The sequence below is a fragment of the Fructobacillus papyrifericola genome (assembly GCF_018437235.1).
Classification (GTDB): Bacteria; Bacillota; Bacilli; order Lactobacillales; family Lactobacillaceae; genus Fructobacillus; species Fructobacillus papyrifericola.
This window is the reverse complement of record NZ_JAAMFJ010000002.1, coordinates 108,714-125,649: the sequence shown is the minus strand read 5'-3', so window position 1 is coordinate 125,649 and position 16,936 is coordinate 108,714. Positions and strand designations below refer to the sequence as shown.

Annotated in this window: 23 protein-coding genes; 22 read left to right on the top strand and 1 reads right to left on the bottom strand. The window is 41.3% G+C overall.

Features of this window, described 5'->3' with window-relative positions:
• Nucleotides 1–11 precede the first annotated feature (11 nt).
• From G6R28_RS04085 to G6R28_RS03990, 21 genes are all read left to right on the top strand, one after another.
• Complete coding sequence (locus G6R28_RS04085) at nucleotides 12–995, top strand: phage major capsid protein (protein ID WP_213792972.1); 984 nt, start codon at nucleotides 12–14, stop codon at nucleotides 993–995.
• Between the two features lie 11 nt (nucleotides 996–1,006).
• Entirely contained in the window at nucleotides 1,007–1,336 is a 330-nt protein-coding gene (locus G6R28_RS04080) for a phage head-tail connector protein (RefSeq protein WP_213792971.1), read from the top strand.
• Nucleotides 1,337–1,599: 263 nt separating this feature from the next.
• Nucleotides 1,600–1,983, top strand: coding sequence for an HK97-gp10 family putative phage morphogenesis protein (locus G6R28_RS04075; protein ID WP_213792970.1), 384 nt, complete (start codon nucleotides 1,600–1,602; stop codon nucleotides 1,981–1,983).
• Nucleotides 1,980–2,360, top strand: coding sequence for a hypothetical protein (locus G6R28_RS04070; protein ID WP_213792969.1), 381 nt, complete (start codon nucleotides 1,980–1,982; stop codon nucleotides 2,358–2,360). The genes G6R28_RS04075 and G6R28_RS04070 overlap by 4 nt, the downstream gene beginning before the upstream one ends.
• A gap of 15 nt (nucleotides 2,361–2,375) precedes the next feature.
• Complete coding sequence (locus tag G6R28_RS04065; RefSeq protein ID WP_213792968.1) at nucleotides 2,376–2,942, top strand: phage major tail protein, TP901-1 family; 567 nt, start codon at nucleotides 2,376–2,378, stop codon at nucleotides 2,940–2,942.
• A 66-nt stretch (nucleotides 2,943–3,008) separates the two neighbouring features.
• Complete coding sequence (locus G6R28_RS04060) at nucleotides 3,009–3,416, top strand: tail assembly chaperone (RefSeq protein WP_213792967.1); 408 nt, start codon at nucleotides 3,009–3,011, stop codon at nucleotides 3,414–3,416.
• Nucleotides 3,417–3,451: 35 nt separating this feature from the next.
• A complete protein-coding gene (locus G6R28_RS04055; protein WP_213792966.1) occupies nucleotides 3,452–3,766 on the top strand; it encodes a hypothetical protein in 315 nt (104 codons plus the stop codon).
• Nucleotides 3,766–6,516, top strand: a complete 2,751-nt coding sequence (locus tag G6R28_RS04050) for a tape measure protein (RefSeq protein ID WP_213792965.1) — start codon at nucleotides 3,766–3,768, stop codon at nucleotides 6,514–6,516. The genes G6R28_RS04055 and G6R28_RS04050 overlap by 1 nt, the downstream gene beginning before the upstream one ends.
• Nucleotides 6,513–7,232, top strand: coding sequence for a hypothetical protein (locus G6R28_RS04045; protein ID WP_213792964.1), 720 nt, complete (start codon nucleotides 6,513–6,515; stop codon nucleotides 7,230–7,232). Before G6R28_RS04050 ends, G6R28_RS04045 begins: the two co-directional genes overlap by 4 nt.
• On the top strand, nucleotides 7,232–9,148 hold the full coding sequence (locus tag G6R28_RS04040; RefSeq protein ID WP_213792963.1) for a phage tail spike protein: 1,917 nt from the start codon (nucleotides 7,232–7,234) through the stop codon (nucleotides 9,146–9,148). The genes G6R28_RS04045 and G6R28_RS04040 overlap by 1 nt, the downstream gene beginning before the upstream one ends.
• Nucleotides 9,149–9,151: 3 nt before the next feature.
• Nucleotides 9,152–9,886 (top strand): hypothetical protein, encoded by a 735-nt coding sequence (locus G6R28_RS04035; protein ID WP_213792962.1) that lies wholly within the window; start codon nucleotides 9,152–9,154, stop codon nucleotides 9,884–9,886.
• A 10-nt stretch (nucleotides 9,887–9,896) separates the two neighbouring features.
• The gene (locus tag G6R28_RS04030; protein ID WP_213792961.1) at nucleotides 9,897–10,337 is read left to right on the top strand and encodes a hypothetical protein; all 441 of its coding nucleotides are present in this window, start codon (nucleotides 9,897–9,899) and stop codon (nucleotides 10,335–10,337) included.
• Between the two features lie 12 nt (nucleotides 10,338–10,349).
• A complete protein-coding gene (locus G6R28_RS04025) occupies nucleotides 10,350–10,664 on the top strand; it encodes a hypothetical protein (protein WP_213792960.1) in 315 nt (104 codons plus the stop codon).
• Nucleotides 10,664–10,795: an XkdX family protein gene (locus G6R28_RS04020; protein ID WP_213792959.1), complete on the top strand. Its 132-nt coding sequence runs from the start codon at nucleotides 10,664–10,666 to the stop codon at nucleotides 10,793–10,795. The genes G6R28_RS04025 and G6R28_RS04020 overlap by 1 nt, the downstream gene beginning before the upstream one ends.
• A gap of 9 nt (nucleotides 10,796–10,804) precedes the next feature.
• Nucleotides 10,805–11,206 carry a hypothetical protein gene (locus G6R28_RS04015; protein ID WP_213792958.1) on the top strand — a complete coding sequence of 134 codons (402 nt, stop codon included), beginning with the start codon at nucleotides 10,805–10,807 and terminating at the stop codon, nucleotides 11,204–11,206.
• Nucleotides 11,199–11,492 carry a hypothetical protein gene (locus G6R28_RS04010; protein ID WP_213792957.1) on the top strand — a complete coding sequence of 98 codons (294 nt, stop codon included), beginning with the start codon at nucleotides 11,199–11,201 and terminating at the stop codon, nucleotides 11,490–11,492. Before G6R28_RS04015 ends, G6R28_RS04010 begins: the two co-directional genes overlap by 8 nt.
• A gap of 26 nt (nucleotides 11,493–11,518) precedes the next feature.
• Nucleotides 11,519–11,833, top strand: a complete 315-nt coding sequence (locus G6R28_RS04005; protein WP_213792956.1) for a phage holin, LLH family — start codon at nucleotides 11,519–11,521, stop codon at nucleotides 11,831–11,833.
• A 12-nt stretch (nucleotides 11,834–11,845) separates the two neighbouring features.
• The gene (locus tag G6R28_RS04000) at nucleotides 11,846–12,739 is read left to right on the top strand and encodes a peptidoglycan recognition protein family protein (RefSeq protein ID WP_213792955.1); all 894 of its coding nucleotides are present in this window, start codon (nucleotides 11,846–11,848) and stop codon (nucleotides 12,737–12,739) included.
• A gap of 417 nt (nucleotides 12,740–13,156) precedes the next feature.
• Nucleotides 13,157–13,687, top strand: a complete 531-nt coding sequence (locus G6R28_RS03995; RefSeq protein WP_213792954.1) for a PBECR4 domain-containing protein — start codon at nucleotides 13,157–13,159, stop codon at nucleotides 13,685–13,687.
• Nucleotides 13,688–13,940: 253 nt separating this feature from the next.
• Nucleotides 13,941–14,075, top strand: coding sequence for a hypothetical protein (locus G6R28_RS06630; RefSeq protein WP_274381079.1), 135 nt, complete (start codon nucleotides 13,941–13,943; stop codon nucleotides 14,073–14,075).
• A 9-nt stretch (nucleotides 14,076–14,084) separates the two neighbouring features.
• Nucleotides 14,085–14,267, top strand: a complete 183-nt coding sequence (locus tag G6R28_RS03990; protein WP_213792953.1) for a hypothetical protein — start codon at nucleotides 14,085–14,087, stop codon at nucleotides 14,265–14,267.
• Between the two features lie 460 nt (nucleotides 14,268–14,727).
• On the opposite strand, the gene G6R28_RS03985 is transcribed toward G6R28_RS03990, so the two are convergent.
• A complete protein-coding gene (locus G6R28_RS03985) occupies nucleotides 14,728–15,690 on the bottom strand; it encodes an Abi family protein (protein ID WP_213792952.1) in 963 nt (320 codons plus the stop codon).
• A gap of 469 nt (nucleotides 15,691–16,159) precedes the next feature.
• Between G6R28_RS03985 and G6R28_RS03980 the strand changes: the two genes are divergently transcribed.
• The gene (locus G6R28_RS03980; RefSeq protein ID WP_213792951.1) at nucleotides 16,160–16,849 is read left to right on the top strand and encodes a hypothetical protein; all 690 of its coding nucleotides are present in this window, start codon (nucleotides 16,160–16,162) and stop codon (nucleotides 16,847–16,849) included.
• Nucleotides 16,850–16,936 lie beyond the last annotated feature (87 nt).

The following is a 16,936-nucleotide window of genomic DNA, read 5'->3' as shown; positions in this document are numbered from 1 at the left end:
GAGAATAAAACATGGTACAACAATTTAACCCGAACAACGTGATGACCACTCAATCTGTTCCATCAGACGTGGCCACAACTATTATTGACCGGATCATGGGTCAATCAGCTATCTTGCAAGTCGCTAAGAATGTTGAAATGCAAGGCCAAAAGACTAAGAAGTTCTCATTCATGACTGGTGTAGGTGGCGCTTACTGGACTGGCGAAACACAGCGTATTGCTACGTCAAAGCCTACTTTTTTGCAAGCAAAGTTGGAAGCAAAGAAGTTGGCCGTCATTATTCCTGTGTCTAAGGAATTCTTGAACTATTCGTACTCTAACTTCTTCTCAGAAGTAACACCATTGATCGTTGAACAAATGGACAAGGCAATTGACTTGGCTGTTATCAAGGGAATTAACACCCCTTACGCTGATTCTTTGGCTAACGCTGCTAAGACGAATGGCGCAGTATTGACTGGCGATATCAACTATGACAACATTTTGGCTTTGGAAAACAAGCTATATGACAAGGGATTGCAAGGTAACGCCTTCCTGTCAACTTTGACGAATAACCCAGCCTTGCGTACATCTATTCAAAAGGATGCTGGTTTGTATCCAGACAAGTTGTATGATTCAGCAGCAAAGACATTGGACGGAATGCCTGTTGTTGACACGCAACAAGGCGTATTGAACAAGGGCGACTTGGTATTTGGTAACTTCGACTACTTGTACTACGGATTGCCAGGTAATTTGGAAGTTGAACTGGACAAGTCAGCTCAATTATCAACATTGACGAACGCTGATGGTACTCCAATCAATTTGTACGAACAAGACATGGTTGCCATGAAGGTGACAATGGACGTTGCCGTATTGCCAGTACGTCAGGATGCGTTTGCAACTCTGAACGTAACCGCTGGTGATGATGTTCTTGGTGCCGTTCCTGGAGAAGGAACAGACTCTAATGACAAGAACGCAAAGGCTAACACTAAGGCAAAGCCAGCTACTGAATCAAAGTAAGGAGGCCTTAAATGACTGATAAGCCAAGTGTCCTTGATACAGTCAAGACATTGGCGGGCATTAAGGACAATTTACAAGATGATGTAATTGCTACATTGGAATCGATGACTCGCGAACAATTGGCCATGTTAGTTGATGAAGATTCAGTCCCTAAGAAGCTCGAACCGATTATTCAGCATGTTGTTTTGGCTCGATTTAATCGGTTGGGTAATGAGGGCTATTCTTCGTATTCACAAGAGGGAGAGTCAATCAGCTATCCTAGCAGTGACTTTGATGAGTATTCCTCAACAATCTCTCGCTATATGTCTGAGCAAAATCGTGGAAAGATTATCATGTGGTGATTATATGCGGTATAACAAGCGATTACAGTTCATTGATGACAAGTTAGTCAAGCAGACAGAAGTGTACCCAGTAAATGTCACGAGTATGGGCGTTAAAGCTCAGAATCTAGTGTTTGGCTCATTCAAACAGGGACGGATTGCGGTTCGATTCCAAAACAAGGTGAATGTGCGTTCAGGGTACATGGTAATTGATGGCGATAATTTTAAGATTGAGAACAGTACCTATACTGATCGTGCTTCAACTATTTACGGGGTAGAATATCGTGGCAGACTTTGAAGTAAAATTTGATGGTTTTGATGATTTGATTAAGCGAATTGATGAAGTTGGCAAGATGAAAGAAGCCAAAGAAGCTGTCAAAGAGTCAACAGTCAATGTTGCAAGAAAGAGTTTGGAACTTGTTCCTGTTGGATATGGCCAGCGCTACTCTGTTAAGTCAAAGAAGCCAAAAGGATATGTAGGTGGAACATTAAAGCGCAGCCAAAAAGTAACAATTACTGACTACACTGGCATGGTTTCATTCAATACTGATTACGCAGCTTATCAGGAATATGGAACACGTTATCAAACGGCCCGTAAGTATCTTGGCACGCCGTTCATCAAAGAAAGAAGTAGCTTTATTTCAAAGCTAAAGAGGTTGGCAAAATGAGCAACCCGTACAACGAAATATTTCAGACAGTAATAGAACTGTCTAAAAAACAAGGGTATGACACTTTCGACTATTTACCAGACGAAAGCCAGTCATATCCTTTTGTTTTTGTCGGTAATCAGCAAAATGCAGATATTCCAACTAAAGGGCGGACGTTAGGGACAACACATATTCAAATCGATGTGTATGCGGAGTTCAATCACCGTTCTGAAGTGCTAGATATCTTGGATGATTTACAAGCCAAAGTTATCAATTATCAACATACAGATAACTTCAAATATCAAGTGACCAACACCAGTCAGCAAATGATTGCTGATCAATCAACGGACATTCCGTTGTGGCACGGGGTTTTGGAACTTGATATTCAGTATTTATAAGAAGGAGATACAAGAATGAATACACCACTTAAGGGTAAAGACAAGGTCTTGATGTTCCGCTTGTTCCAGGACAAGGATAAGGCGAATGCAACACGATTGGCCTTGCAAACGACTCATTCAATTAAGAATAGTCGCAAAAATGATTCAACGCCAACTAAGGATGGCAACATCGTTTCTGCTGGAACGTTGGAAACGACTATCGACATTGAGGCCATTGCTTCGGATGATTTGACAAATCAAGTTTTGGCTTATGCCCAAAAGAAGGGCCTGGAAGTTGAAGTATGGGAAATTGACTTTTCTCAAGATCCACAAAATGGCAAGTATGTGGCGCAATATGGCGTCGGGTACTTGTCTGATTGGGAAGTTCCAGCAGAAGTTGACAGCAATACCACAATCAAGACTACTTTGACCATTTCTGGTGAATTGGTCAAGGGTCTCGCTACGGTATCAGCCGTTGATGTGGCTACAGTTAAGAACTTCTTCCGTGACACGGTTAAAAACGCCACAGAAGTTGCTCCAATTGATGAAGCGCCTGACTATGGTTCTTCATCTAGTTCATCAGCTACTACACCATCTAAGTAAATTAACTAAATGTCGCCAATAAATGCACAGTACCTTATGGGGCGGCTGCTATGAAAGGAAATTATTATGTCACAAGCAACTATTACTATTAACGGCAACCAATACGACTTGAAAGTTACGTTCAAGTTCTTGTCAGCGTTTGGAATTGTAAAGAATGATTTTGAAAACAATATCGAATCAATGGGAAACATTGTTATGGGGATTGTTGGTGGCGACCCATACGCTTTGGTTAAGGCATTGTCTGCCATGTCTGGTAAGGATGAGGCAACAGTTCAATCTGATGTCGAAAACGCTGATGACTTGGAACAAGCATTTGAAGCAGTTGAAAATTTATTAGTAGTAAGTCCTCTTACGAAGACAACGGTATCCAAGATTATCAAGCCAATCAAGGACACGTTCGACAACATGGACAAGAAGATGGAAGAGGTAATGGCGGAGAAAAGCCAGACAACCGAGTTAAATACTCCAGCTTAATTCGTAGGGGCTTCTATGTGTGGCCAAACGCCACCATGGAACAAGTTGAGATGATGACCATGGATGAACTTCATTTAAGGGAACAAGCCCATGATTTGCGTTCAATTGATCAGCAAGAGTTGATGACAAACTTTGCTTTTGAAAGCCGTATGGTTCAGGGTGCCGATGAGAAAGGTAACTATGTTGTTAAGAAGCCATCAGATATTGTTAATTACACCAAAATACGTAAGAAAATAACGGGTGAAATCGCCGAGGATGAAGCTAAGGTTAGTCATCTAAAAGAGCTGTCTGATCGTGCTAAAAGGGCCCGTGAAGAAGCGCTACAAGAATTAAAGAAAGGAGGTAATTAATGGCAGATAGCTATTCAATCAACGCTACATTTAGCTTGAAAGATATGTTTTCGGGTCCATTAGATAAGGTGAAGCGTGGCCTACAAGAAACATCAGAACAGCCCAAGAAGCTCACTGCAAGCTTAATGGACATTGCTAAGGGAGCTGGCGCTTTTACGGTTATTAGCAAGGGATTAGATGTTGTTAAAGATAGCGTATCTAGTGCTGTTGGACGGTTCGATACGTTGAATGCGTATCCCAAAGTGATGAAACAAATGGGCTATTCTACCCAAGACACTCAAGAGTCGATTCAGCTCTTGAAAAAAGGTATTGATGGTCTGCCAACGTCACTGCAAGACATTACGAAGAGTGCTCAGAGTTTTGCTATTTTAACCGGTTCAGCAAAGGGCGGAGCTCAAACTGCAAACGCATTGAATGATGCATTCTTGGCTTCTGGTGCTAGCGCAGCGGACGCTAGCCGTGGCGTTCAGCAATATAGCCAAATGTTGGCTGCCGGTAAGGTTGACATGCAATCATGGCGAACATTGGTTGAAACAATGCCGTATGCATTGCAAGAAGTCGCTAAGTCATTCGGCCTAACTGGCGAATCAGCCAAGAATGATTTGTATAATAAGCTGCAAAGTGGCGAAATTACAATGAAAGAGTTGAATGATCGTTTCATTCAGTTGGATGGTGGAGTTGATGGATTTGCAAACACAGCAAGATTGGCAACTGGTGGAATTGGAACATCATTTACAATCATGAAAACGTCTATTGTGCGTGGATTGGCTGACATGATAACTGCCTTGGACAATGGTGTAAAACAAGCCGGTGTAAAAGGTGGTATTGCCGAGTTGTTCTTGAAGGCTCGTGTTGTTATTGATGATAGTTTTAAAACTATAAATAAAATCATTTCAACTTCAATTCCTTATATTGTTGACATATTCAATACTCTGGGTCCCATTATTCGGGATATTGGCCCCGTAGTTGTGACGATGGGTAGCGGATTTTTGAGTGCCTCTGCTGGTGTTTGGGCGTTTAATAAAGCAACTAATGCTGTTTCATCAACATTAATGGCAATAGCCAATCATCCAGTAATTGCGTTTGTTTTCTTGTTAGGAACTGCTTTCGTTTCGGCTTATAACAATGTTCAGCCATTCCATGATTGGGTTGATAAAACCGCTAAAAAAATCAAAGAGTTTGCTGAAGAAGTTTCTAAGAATAAGGATAAAATGGAAACCTTTAAGACGGTACTGCAAAACATAGCCGGAGCTGGCGTGTTAGTTGTCTTAATTGCGGGTTTTATCAAATTTAAAAAAGCGCTAGAAGGAATAACAAAAGCACCAAGCCTGGGGGACAAGTTTAAAAGCTTTGGTCAGGGAGCTGAAAAAGCGTCTAAAGGAACTTCAAAAATGTCCAATTCATTGCTAAAAGCTTCCCTGGGAATTGGTATTATCACTGCTGGTTTGGCAGTACTGGCGTTCGCCTTAACAGGACTTGCTAAAACAGGAAGTTCTGGTGCGTTAGTTGTCGGTGTATTTGGACTGGCAATAGCTGGAATAATTGCTACTCTTGGTGTGTTTGGTCCAGTATTAGATGCCTCTTCAGTTGGGTTGGCCGCGCTATCGTTACTATTTGTGTCGATAGGTGGTGCTATCTTTATTGCTTCAGCTGGAATAACAATGGTTATTGATGCCATTTCAAGATTAATTGAAATATTAAATAATGCTAACCAAGCTGGTGAGAACGCTAAGATACTTCTACAATCAATCGGTGAAGGATTTGCATTAATGATTCTCACTTTCATCGCAACAATTGAAGACAATGTACCTATTATTGTCCAAAAGTTCATTGACATGTTAATTCAAGTATTTAACACGATTGGTGCAAATGCACCATTAATCGTAGAAGCATTCACTGACATGATTGTTAATATGATTAACGCCATTTCAAATAATTTAGGAAGAGTTATTGATGCTGCTACTAATTTAGTGATTACATTGATGAATTCTCTTGCAGATAATGCATTACGGTTAGTTGATTCAGGATTAGATCTTCTGGATAAGGTATTGCATGGTATTACTGATAATCTTCATAAATTAACTGATACAGCAATTTCATTTGTAGAACGATTAGCGTTTGAAATTGGATATGCTGCTGGTCGATTATTGGCATCAGGAACGACATTAGTTGATAACGTGATTGATGGATTCAAGAGTGGATACTCTCGAGGCGGTGGATTAGGTTCTGGATTTGTTAATGAAATTGCTAATGGCATTAAGCCTTCGTCATTGTTTCATAGTGGTAAAGCAATTATTGATGGTTTGATTGATGGTGTAAAGAGTGCCTGGAATACTGGTAAGAAAATCTTTGAGGATATCACCAAAGCTATTCCTAAATTGAAGGGACCCTATTCATACGATAAGGTGCTTTTGACTCCTGCTGGTAACGCTATCATGGACGGGTTGAATAACGGTATTATGAATGGATATAAGACTGTTAAATCTAATTTGTCAGGTATGGCTGATGACTTGGAGAGCAACTTCAGCGGACAGCTAAACGCTAATGCAACGCAGACAAGCCGTAATGTTAGCCAGATTGAAGTGACTGCTAATAATTCAACCAATGGACTGTTGCGAGAGGTAGTTAAGGCCATTCGTGAGGGTCAAATCATCACGATTAATGGTAACCAAATGATTGGAGCTACGGCTAATGGATATGATGGAGCGTTGGGTGACATCATGACTGATAGGAGGCGTAACCAGCTATGATAGAGATTGTCGAAAAAATACAATTTGGTCAGTTTGACTCTAAAGAAGAAGGGTTTTATTTGGTCGAGCGGGAAGCTCCCACCCCTTCTGAGAAGACTGTTACCGAGAACTTGAGTTATGCCAATGGTATTCTTGATTTCTCCAATATCACTGGTGAGCGCTTTTATGATCAGCGGTCTATCACTTATCAATTTACAATGCCAAACGTGTCTTATTTTGAACGTAAGCTAGTCGAAAACAAAGTAAAGCGGTTGATTATGACACCGTTTGACCAGCGTTTGTACGATAGTCACGATAAAGGGTATTACTGGGTTGGCAAGGCCAAGAGCGTAAAAATTGATGATGACCAAGCTAATAATAAGTTAGTCTTAAGCATTGAATTTGACCTGTACCCATTCGCTATTAAGAATAATAGCAGCATCGACAACTATGATGACTGGGACACATTTGATTTTGATAACGACTTCATTCAACCGTTCTCATACCAGATTGAGGGTAAGTGTGAACTTGATTTGATGAATATTGGTGAGAATAGTCTCAGTCCAACAGTCGTGACAAGTGATGCCATTGAAGTCATTAAAAACGGCCAGTCTTATCAATTTGCTCCTGATAAAGCCAAAGACTACCTGTTCTCGTTGGAACGTGGTAATAATCATGTGATCATCAAGGGAAATGCGACAGTTAGATTTGTCATCCAAAGTGAGGTGTTGCTCTAATGTATCGAGTAATTGTTTACAAGAATGCCAGTGATCAGGTCGGCGAGGTGCTGCATGAGCCGCGTAATTATGGCAATAAGGCGATTTCTGGTGAGTTGGATATGCAATTCAATGGTGTATCAACAGCCTCCTTTACAATTACAATGCAAAACAGCCTCTATCGTCAGTCAGAAGCCATTGCGAACCTTGTTAGGGTGATTGACACTAACACAGGTAAGGTCGTCTTTGACGGCCGTGTGGTTAAGATTGATGGGGCCTTTAGTGGTAGCCATACCCAAATGTTACAGTGTGAGGACTGCTTAGCCTATTTGCACGATAGCACGCAAGTGTATCGCAAGGTTCAAAACACGAGTATTCGAGACTTTCTGCAGATGATTGTGGATGAACACAATCGGCAAGTTGAACCGCACAAGCGTTTTGAATTGGGGCGAGTGACCGTCGTTAATAGTACGGACAATGTCTATCGTTACACGGATGATGCTCAAGACACCTTTGACACCATCAAAGACAAGTTGGTCAGTCGCTTAGGCGGCTTTTTAATTTGGTATCGTGACGGAAATGGACAACTGGTGTTGGAGTATTTAGCCAGTGTTGGCGAACATATCGATACACCAATCAAGCTGGGTAAGAACCTCAAGAGTGCCAAGCGTGATTACGATGTCCGAGACATTATCACTCGATTAGTGCCGATTGGGTCGTCGATTGAACAAGGACAGACAGAACAGTCCAGTGATGATACGGCTGCTGCACAACCAAAGACCACGATTGAGACCGTCAATAATGGTATTCGTTACTTAGATGACACGGCCTTGATTAACCGCTTTGGGATTATTCAAAAAGCAGTGGAGTGGAACAACGTGAAGGTGCCTAGTATTTTGATGAGTAAAGGGCAAGAGTACCTGAAAAATCAACGAGTTGGCTTGCTAACATGGTCAGTCGATGTAGTTGACATTTCATTGTTAGACCCAACGTATAAGTCGTTTGAAATGGGTAACTTTTACCCAATCCACGACCAATTCTTAGGATTGGTAGAAGACTTGCAGGTAGTCGCTAAGAAGATGGATATCACACAACCACACAAGATGTCATTGACTATCGGTACGAAGAACCGGACATTGTCACAATATCAACTAGATTATCAGGCGGCCATGCAGTATGCCGAGCAGCAAAGGCAGAACGCCCAACAGACGGCTAATGATTTAAAAAATCGAATCAAAGAACTGTTAGACGTGACTAATCGTATTCCTGAGCAGGATAAAGAGATTGCTGATTTGCAAGCAAGACTGAAGGAATTAGAAGGTCAACAGTCACAATACTATGGTGGTGTAATTATTGATGTATCCGAGTTCCAGGGTGATATTGACTGGAATAAGGTCAATAGTGCTGGACTAGCATTGGCCATTGTAAGAGTCCAGTATGGTGCTAATCGTGAAGACTTGAAGTATCAACGAAACCTATCAGAATTAGGCAATATAGGCGCTAATTACGCCGTTTATTCATACATGACTGCTAGTGATACAGCTAGTGCTGAAAACGAGGCACAGGCGCTCTATACGAGGACACAGCAAGCAGGCAATGGTAAGCAACCTCGCTTTTACATGATTGATGTGGAAGAAACCACAGGTAATGACATGCGAGGCATTGTTGAGGCCTATATGAATAAATTGAACAGTTTAGGTGTACCAGACAGTAAGATTGTCCTGTACATTGCAAATCAACTGTATAATTCATTCAATTTGAACGTTGGCCGTGCTGGGGCCATTATGATTCCAGCCTATCGTTCTACGCCACCAGACCATGCTTATGACTTGTGGCAATACACCAGTTCCGGTTCAGTTAGCGGTATTAATGGAAACGTTGATATGAGTAAAAATTACTCTGATAGATTCAAAAATCAGTATTTAAGAAAGGAGTAGTAAATGGCAAATGATAATGGCTTTGTGGATATTACTCCACAAGCTGGTAATGGTGATCAGTACCGTGACTCAACTCATATTCCAAGTGAAAACGAGTTCACAAATGACATTAAGAATGGTGTAGTTGATAAGAATAGTCAGACACTAGCGAAATGGCTGCGTGAAAAGCAGTGGGGAGTCGATGTCCGAGAGGCATTGGCTCTTTTTGTTGAGTGGTTAAGTACCAAATGGAACAGCAACAAAGAATTAATCGATAACAACTCCAGTCGTCAGTCACAGGTTGAAAAAAGGCAGACTGACTTGGAGGGTCGATTTACTGGGGTGTTAAGTGGCGCCACCAAAGATAGTGAGGTAATTGATGCTCGCAACAGCCAGACATACGGCCAGTTTGATGTCTTGGATAAGCGATTTGAAAACATTGAAACTTTGCTGGCCAAGTACGTTCCGCAAGGGTTTGAAGTGACAATTAAGCACAATTTAAATCGAATGCCAACAGTGTCTGTATTCAGCTATGAATGGGCAATCGGAACAGCGCCTAATGGTTTCGGAACAGAACCGCAAGGCCTATTTGGTGGAACTAATCCAGTATCGGTTGCCAGCAATGTTGTCTATTCAGACGTTAATACTGTCAAGGTTGTTCTTCCTCTTGATTACAAGATGGACGGAACAATCGAACAACACGGCAGTAGCTGGTATCTAGTAGAAGGCATTAAGTCTTTGAAGTTCAAATTAGAATAAAGGAGAAATCATGGAGAAGATTTTTAAGGGCATGGATAACGCCCCAGATGCAATTAATGGCAACTTCAACGAATTATCAGACCCTAAGCGTGATGTGACGGTTAATGAATTGACTGTTAACGGTAATGTTAGTTTAGGGGCTCAAAAGGTTGTTAGGTCAAGGTTCATGATGGGGAATATGCAAGTAACGGCTACTCGTATTTTAAACGAAGTAGTCTTGTATTTCGAAGGAACACTGCCAGGGAACGATTGGAATGCTGATGGTGTCAATCCTATTCCGTTTGGATTTAGGCCTGTTACGCCATTCATCACTGATTTGAGTGATAATAACGGTTACGCTAAGGTTGGATTTAATCCAGACGGCACAATGTATCGCCGTGGTTCTAACAATTTTGGTGGCGATGTACAGCATGCAATTAATTATCCAACTAATGATTCGTGGCCAGAATAAGGAGGAATGACGATGGAAAAGAAATGGTACTTCAAATACGATCCACAGACGTTCGAGTTTATTCCGGGAGCTATTCTTGCTGAAGAACAGCCGGAGAATACAACAGATATTGAACCAACTGGATTCTATGGACTTCCTAAGTGGAATCCATCCACTAACTCATGGACAGGTCAGTCGATTGGTGATTATTTGGCAGAACAAAAGGCAAATGCAAAGCAACAGTTAGACCCACAGCAACAGCAATTAAACACGATTGCTAATCAGCTTTTGAAACAAAATATTGCATTGTCACAACGAGTATCGGCTCTTGAAAGGGAGGCTAAGTGATGTTTGACGTTTTAAAAAATTGGTATGAGATGGGACTAGAAAGCAACGATAGTCTTAAGAATTGGGTAATCGGAGAGGTTATCACAGCGGACCAATACCAGCAAATCACTGGTACTTTGTATTCGTTTTAAGGAGGTTAAATGAAGCGACATTTTTGGAAAAATCGTCAGTGGGTAACCATTGCGGTTGAGGAAATTGTTGTTGGTCTTGTGGTTATGTTGCACTACCAGCAACTTGATATTCGGTTGCCACCCGCACTAGGGTTACTAGATGATGCACCTTTTGGAATGCTGTACATCACAGTTGGAGTAGTGCTACTAGTTAACTCTCTTTGGGACTTCTATTGGTATCGCATTCGGTTAGTATTGATTGCTTTATCTGGTGGTATGTGGACAGCCCTGACGTTTAGCTATGCTATTAACGATTATGTGACAAACAATGTCACGATTGTTCCATTTATCTTTGGAATTATCACACTAAACGTGTTTCTTAGTGCATGGGACGAACCACGTTATAAGTTGAAGGGAGGTGAGCATGTTTGAAAATCTAGGTGCTTTTTTTGCTGTGATTGGGACAATTGCCACCGCCTTTTTTGCTTGGCGAGGGAAACGTGAGGACACAACACAAAAACATGATGACACGTTGAGCCTGATGTTTAAAGCTCAAAGTGACTTAGTGAAAGACCTTTCGTTACAGGTTAGCGATCTTAACACGGAAATCAAAAAGTTACGGACAGACAACGAAAACTTAACGAACGAAAATCGAGAGTTGCGAATCGAAGTCCGTAGTTTGACTAACAAAATTGATGAATTGATGACGGCTAATTAGTCGTCTTTTTTATTGGAGGAATAAAAATGAATTTAACTGATACATTGGTGTTGTCAGTGACTCTCTTGGCCATTGCTGCACCGGCAGAGCACGCCTTGATTCGCTGGTTGCGAACGAAGACGAAGAACGGAAACGTTCAACTATTGCTCACTTGGGCAGACCAAGCCGTTGCTTTGATTGAGAAGAGCGATCTAGCTGGCACACAGAAGAAGCAGCAAGCGATTGATTTTGTTTCGCAACGACTCGTGGCAAATAAGTTAGCAGGTAAGTTTTCACAGGAACAGCTATCAGCAGTAATTGAACAAGCAGTGGCACAGTTGAATGCCACTACAACTAAATAAGGAGGAATACACATGACAGTATCAGGATTAGCAACACCTTATGGATTCCAGTCATTCCCTAATTTCACACAGGGGCGGCAAGGAAATTCCGTTAATAAAATTGTGGTTCACCACATGGCCACGATTGACTATGATTCAGTACCTGGCATTTGGAACAATCGACAAGCCTCGGCTCACTATGGAATTGGACAAGATGGACAGATTCGTGCCTATGTTGATGAAGATAACACAGCATGGCATGCGGGCGATTGGGGTACTAATCTAACGAGTATTGGCATTGAGCATGCTAATGTTAATCTGGCGCCTAACTATGACATTGCACAGGCAACAATTGAAGCCAGTGCTAAGTTGGTGGCTGACATTGCTAAGCGGTATGGTTTCGGCCAAGTTGTGCCATATAAGAACCTATTCCCACACTCGCAATTTACGTCTACTGCATGCCCAGGTCAGTTGAAGGATAAGCTGCAAGAAATTGCTGATCGAGCTAATGCCATTAACAATGGTGGTGGATATGTGCCGACTCAAGCGGCCACTTCGACACCACAGTCAAATGGACAAACAGCTATTCAAAGGTTCCAAGCAGGAGGAAATCGATTCGTATTGCAGGGTTCATTTATCAACAATACCTGCCAGTTGCAATATGGAATCTACCAGGTACGGTCAGAGGAATTGACAGCCGACCCATTTTCATGGCCTGATAATGGTATCCCGACTAAGTTGTTGGAAGATTTGGACGACCCACAAGGACGGTCATTCAATGATGGTGGACGTGTAGCGTTTAAGAAGGAATATCAACGTGGTATTATTGATAAATACTCTGATAACGCCAACGCAGTCGGAATTGATTTCTTGGACGGCAACGGTATCATCTGGTTCGATGCTGACAAGTTCTGGAATCACGAATAAAAAAAGCCCTTCGGGGCGTACATATATGTTAGAATTAAGGCGTGCTCGTTAATGCGAGCTGCTAATTACAGGCTCACCCTTTGGTGGGTCTTTTTTGATTATCGTAATTAACCCATGCCCTTCGGGGCGTATATAAAATATCAAGCTTAATGATCTAAAAAATATCTTTACAACTTCTTATGAGGAATATATAATTGAGGCACGAACAGGACTTAATTCCGTATTCCGTCTTGTTTGAACCCACCATTTTTAGGCTGGCGAAAATGGAAGCCTGATGATTGGGCCTTGTACATCATCGTATGTCCCTACCGTGACGCCTGACGGTACGCCAGCGTACATATTGGTGCTCGGGTATTAAATTCCCGGGCATTTTTTTTTGGAGACTAATAAGTGTATAGATCCTTTGATTACTTAGAATTGAATACATTAAAAGAAATTGTCGATAACTATGATCGTGATTATCACGGACACACAGTAGAAATTACAACTAATTTTAAACCGCTTCAAAATATAGTGATTAACTTTGATATTTTAGATATTCCGCATCTTCTAGGACTTCAGTATTTATCAAAACGCAGGTCGGCTAGTCATATTATCGAATTAATAAAATCTGGTGATTTAACGCTAGATGATATTAAAAAAGATTTATCTTTTGGAGAAAAAATTAAGGATAGAATGAAGTATCATAGTTTTTTAAATGAAGTCTTCCAAAAAAATTCGTCACAGTTAATGGTTATAACTAAAGATATTCGTCCTCCTCGTCTTGGAAATGTTGAATTTCTTATTTATGATTATCTAGACGAACGAAAGAAAAGAATGGTGTTAATAGGATTTTCTCCAAATAATAAGGGATATTATGTTCCTGCTACTCTTCATGTTCGAAAAACTCCTAATATATTTACAGAACGTAGATTAACAGAAATAAAATCAATGAAATGGATTCGTTAGAATTTGTGACCTGCTTAATTGCAGGTCTTTTTTTGTGCAAAAATAGTAAGTAAAAACGTTGACAAACAGTAATATATGGAGTATTATAATAAGTATAGAAAGGAGGAAAGAGATGAGCGAAAATAAAAAAGAGCCACGAAACAAGCTAACCATCAAAATCAGACTTGTAATCGTAACTCTAACATTCACGAAAAGCTGGTAAAACAGCCGAGACCACTCGGTCTCTTTCGTGTACACTCATCTTACCATAGATATGAAAAAAGAATATACAAGTAAGGCTGGCGCACATACCACTATTGAAATTAAAAAAGCAACGCCTAAAGAAATGGTGGCTTCCACAATTGTATTAATTGCCATTGGGATAGTTGTTTGGTGGTTAATTAAATAGGGGGACATCATGGCACTAACACAAAATGAAAAGAATAAAAAATGGCGTGATAAAAATAAGAAACATAATCGCTATCTTTCATACCGTTCAACGTCACGATCGTTCATTCGCAAGTTAGCAACCGCTGATGATTTAAAGGAATTAATTAATTTAATCGAAGAAAGAAGTAAAGAGATTGGCAAAGAAGGATAGTAAACAAATAGCTCGAGAGATTTTTAAAGCAGTAGAACCACTTTGGAAGAAGCAACCAAACACTATTTATGCGATCCGTGTCGTAATGCCAGAGTTTAAACATGACATCAATGTTTTTTTGAATGGAACAAAGTAGGAAAATCCACAATATCTTGAGAAATTAAATCATATACAGCTAGCCAACAAGATGAAGTGCTAAAAGCTGTTGATGTTTTACAACGTGATTACAATTTGAACGTGAACGTGTACAATTAAAACGTCGTTACCGTAGCGACTTCCAAAATAAAATTCCCTACTTCTGTGATTGAGATAAAAATTTGGCGGAATTAAATTAGACATTTTTCAGACACATATACTTAAAAATGCTATTATATAAGCATTTTAATTTCCGTTAGTCGGCATCGTGCTTTAAAGCAATTCAAAAGTCCTGTGTAATTTCAATTACACGGGACTTTTTTCATCAAAGAATCTTTTCCACCCTTTCCAGCAAGTTCAGCGGAGCATTGCCCAATATTTGCCGCATGGCCATTTGGTTGAGTGGAATGAGGGTGTCGAGGATAGCCAGTAGGTTTAGTAACTGGTCCTTAAAAATCTGCCGTTCGCTTTGCTTAAGAAAGATACCAATGACAAGGAGAAGGCCGAAAAAGTCCCGTTTCCCATGTCCTTCAGTGAATTCTTCAAGGTTGATGACGCTTTCTTCGTAAAAGGGCTGAATCTGCTCATAATGCAGACTGGCCTTGCTTCTAATTTGGCCGATTAGCGTCCCATGGGCCAGGCCGTTACGAAATGATACCAGAAAACCAAGGGCCTCTTTAAAGCAGTCCAGCCGCTGTCTTTCTTCAGTAAAAGGCATGGTAAAGTCCGCAACAACTAACCGTTTAACGGGCAGGGGACTCATCATGTACCAGTGCATAAACTGACCAAAGCTAATTTCGTTAACCAAGACCCAGGGTGGTACATTACCGGTCTGTCGGTGTCGGTGTAGATCGCTTGACACCTGTTGACTCTTCTTGGTTTTTTCTAAGAATAGGGCCAGTGTTTGTTGCCGCTGGGTTTTCCAGGAAAGATAGGGGTCGGGCCTGAGGTAGTCACTTTCCTTTGTACCAAGTTCCTTGCTAATGGCTTGTTGGAAAAGGGCTTTCATGTTCTTTTCAATCGAGATAATGGCTTGTAGTAATTCGGAAGAAAGGCGGTTTTCAAGCATCTGAATCACACCCAGTGTTTCGATGCTAATCCCCGGCATGAAGCGTGTTGGTTGTTTTGGGTCCTTTAACGAAGGCAAATAACCCTGAACGAGACTGTGAAAGGCATACTTCTTTAAAGTCGCAAGGGCACTTTCCTTTGATTCAATCTGCAAGTTGTAAGTCTTTTGCAGCTCATGTAATTGTTCTTCCCAACCCAAAAAGTTGGCATGGTTTGGCATAGCAGTACCTCCTAATGAAAGAAAGCGGGCCCAGTGTTTGTCCAAAACGTGTATAACTGCTGAAACTTCCTTAGAAAAAAATCATGCATCACGGTTGATAGACCTATTTTACCACATAATACGAACATCTGTTCGTATTAAAAATTGGATAATTTTTAACTGTTCCAGGTACCGCTGTCTATTTTTTAGAAAGAATCAAAGTCGCGGCAGTCCTATTCTAAAGCGCTTTATCCCATTCGCAATACCCGAATTTGACCCGGATATGATAAATCAGCAACAGTTCTGACATTTTACTTTTTTCACATTTTTAAAAAGCCTTTAGAACGGCTTCGGTCGACTTTCGTAAATGACGCATTATTGTAAGAAATCTTCTTGTTAAATAAGGCTAATCATTCGGCAATCTCTTGATATTCTTTCGCAATCTTCATCCTGTTAATCTGGTTAAGTTAACTCAGCTAGGGAGAAAATCATGAGGAATTTAATGAAGCGCCGCGCACTTTTGGTGACAGCGCTAACGACCGTTATCATTGCTGCTGGATCCGGATTTGGCCACCAGCAAATTCAAGGGGCACAGGAAAAGCCCAACCGTTCAAAAGTCTTAAAGACAAAAAAGACGACGTCAGCGGCCAAAGTTGAACAAACGGCTGAACAAGCCAACCAAGCGATTGAAGCCAGCCAGCCAAGCGATGCGCAGAACAATGCGCAAGGCCAAAGTCAGAGTCAAGATGACCAGAATGCTAGTCAAACAACGACGACGGATCAAGTAAGCACTGCAACGGCAACAGCAAGTGCAAGCACCACTGCTAACCGCACGGACGGCTTCAACTTCGCTGGCCAACACTTTGACGTCACAACTTTTTCAAACACAAGTGGTGGCAACACGCCACGGTGGACGCCATACATCTTCCAGTGGTCAGCCATTCCAAACTACTACTTGGCCGAAGCGGCCTCGAAGGCGGGTAGTGCCGTTCGTCAATTGAGCTACGGTAGCGAAGCGGTTGTCAACGGCCGGACCTACCACGTGTCAGAGATCCACCACGGCATGAAGCGCCTGGATTCGCTGGAAACGGTGCAAGACCTTGCTGATCAACACGCCATTGGTATTCAGACTTGTGATGATGCTTCTGGAACCTACGTTTCCACATACTGGTTTGATTAATTTAAAGGATTCGATTAAAAAGTCAGTGCTTTAAGCACTGACTTTTTTGCTGTTATCAAGAAGAAAAGTCCGTATAATAAAAGGCAA

What these genes read in the sequence shown, in the direction of transcription:
- G6R28_RS04060 (WP_213792967.1), top strand. Translation starts at nt 3,009, where the DNA reads ATGTCACAAGCAACTATTACTATTAACGGCAACCAATACGACTTGAAA.
- G6R28_RS04045 (WP_213792964.1), top strand. Translation starts at nt 6,513, where the DNA reads ATGATAGAGATTGTCGAAAAAATACAATTTGGTCAGTTTGACTCTAAA.
- G6R28_RS04070 (WP_213792969.1), top strand. Translation starts at nt 1,980, where the DNA reads ATGAGCAACCCGTACAACGAAATATTTCAGACAGTAATAGAACTGTCT.
- G6R28_RS04065 (WP_213792968.1), top strand. Translation starts at nt 2,376, where the DNA reads ATGAATACACCACTTAAGGGTAAAGACAAGGTCTTGATGTTCCGCTTG.
- G6R28_RS04030 (WP_213792961.1), top strand. Translation starts at nt 9,897, where the DNA reads ATGGAGAAGATTTTTAAGGGCATGGATAACGCCCCAGATGCAATTAAT.
- G6R28_RS04000 (WP_213792955.1), top strand. Translation starts at nt 11,846, where the DNA reads ATGACAGTATCAGGATTAGCAACACCTTATGGATTCCAGTCATTCCCT.
- G6R28_RS03980 (WP_213792951.1), top strand. Translation starts at nt 16,160, where the DNA reads ATGAGGAATTTAATGAAGCGCCGCGCACTTTTGGTGACAGCGCTAACG.
- G6R28_RS04015 (WP_213792958.1), top strand. Translation starts at nt 10,805, where the DNA reads ATGAAGCGACATTTTTGGAAAAATCGTCAGTGGGTAACCATTGCGGTT.
- G6R28_RS04010 (WP_213792957.1), top strand. Translation starts at nt 11,199, where the DNA reads ATGTTTGAAAATCTAGGTGCTTTTTTTGCTGTGATTGGGACAATTGCC.
- G6R28_RS04005 (WP_213792956.1), top strand. Translation starts at nt 11,519, where the DNA reads ATGAATTTAACTGATACATTGGTGTTGTCAGTGACTCTCTTGGCCATT.
- G6R28_RS04040 (WP_213792963.1), top strand. Translation starts at nt 7,232, where the DNA reads ATGTATCGAGTAATTGTTTACAAGAATGCCAGTGATCAGGTCGGCGAG.
- G6R28_RS04025 (WP_213792960.1), top strand. Translation starts at nt 10,350, where the DNA reads ATGGAAAAGAAATGGTACTTCAAATACGATCCACAGACGTTCGAGTTT.
- G6R28_RS04085 (WP_213792972.1), top strand. Translation starts at nt 12, where the DNA reads ATGGTACAACAATTTAACCCGAACAACGTGATGACCACTCAATCTGTT.
- G6R28_RS04055 (WP_213792966.1), top strand. Translation starts at nt 3,452, where the DNA reads ATGGAACAAGTTGAGATGATGACCATGGATGAACTTCATTTAAGGGAA.
- G6R28_RS06630 (WP_274381079.1), top strand. Translation starts at nt 13,941, where the DNA reads ATGAAAAAAGAATATACAAGTAAGGCTGGCGCACATACCACTATTGAA.
- G6R28_RS03990 (WP_213792953.1), top strand. Translation starts at nt 14,085, where the DNA reads ATGGCACTAACACAAAATGAAAAGAATAAAAAATGGCGTGATAAAAAT.
- G6R28_RS03985 (WP_213792952.1), bottom strand. Translation starts at nt 15,690, where the DNA reads ATGCCAAACCATGCCAACTTTTTGGGTTGGGAAGAACAATTACATGAG.
- G6R28_RS04020 (WP_213792959.1), top strand. Translation starts at nt 10,664, where the DNA reads ATGTTTGACGTTTTAAAAAATTGGTATGAGATGGGACTAGAAAGCAAC.
- G6R28_RS04050 (WP_213792965.1), top strand. Translation starts at nt 3,766, where the DNA reads ATGGCAGATAGCTATTCAATCAACGCTACATTTAGCTTGAAAGATATG.
- G6R28_RS04080 (WP_213792971.1), top strand. Translation starts at nt 1,007, where the DNA reads ATGACTGATAAGCCAAGTGTCCTTGATACAGTCAAGACATTGGCGGGC.
- G6R28_RS04035 (WP_213792962.1), top strand. Translation starts at nt 9,152, where the DNA reads ATGGCAAATGATAATGGCTTTGTGGATATTACTCCACAAGCTGGTAAT.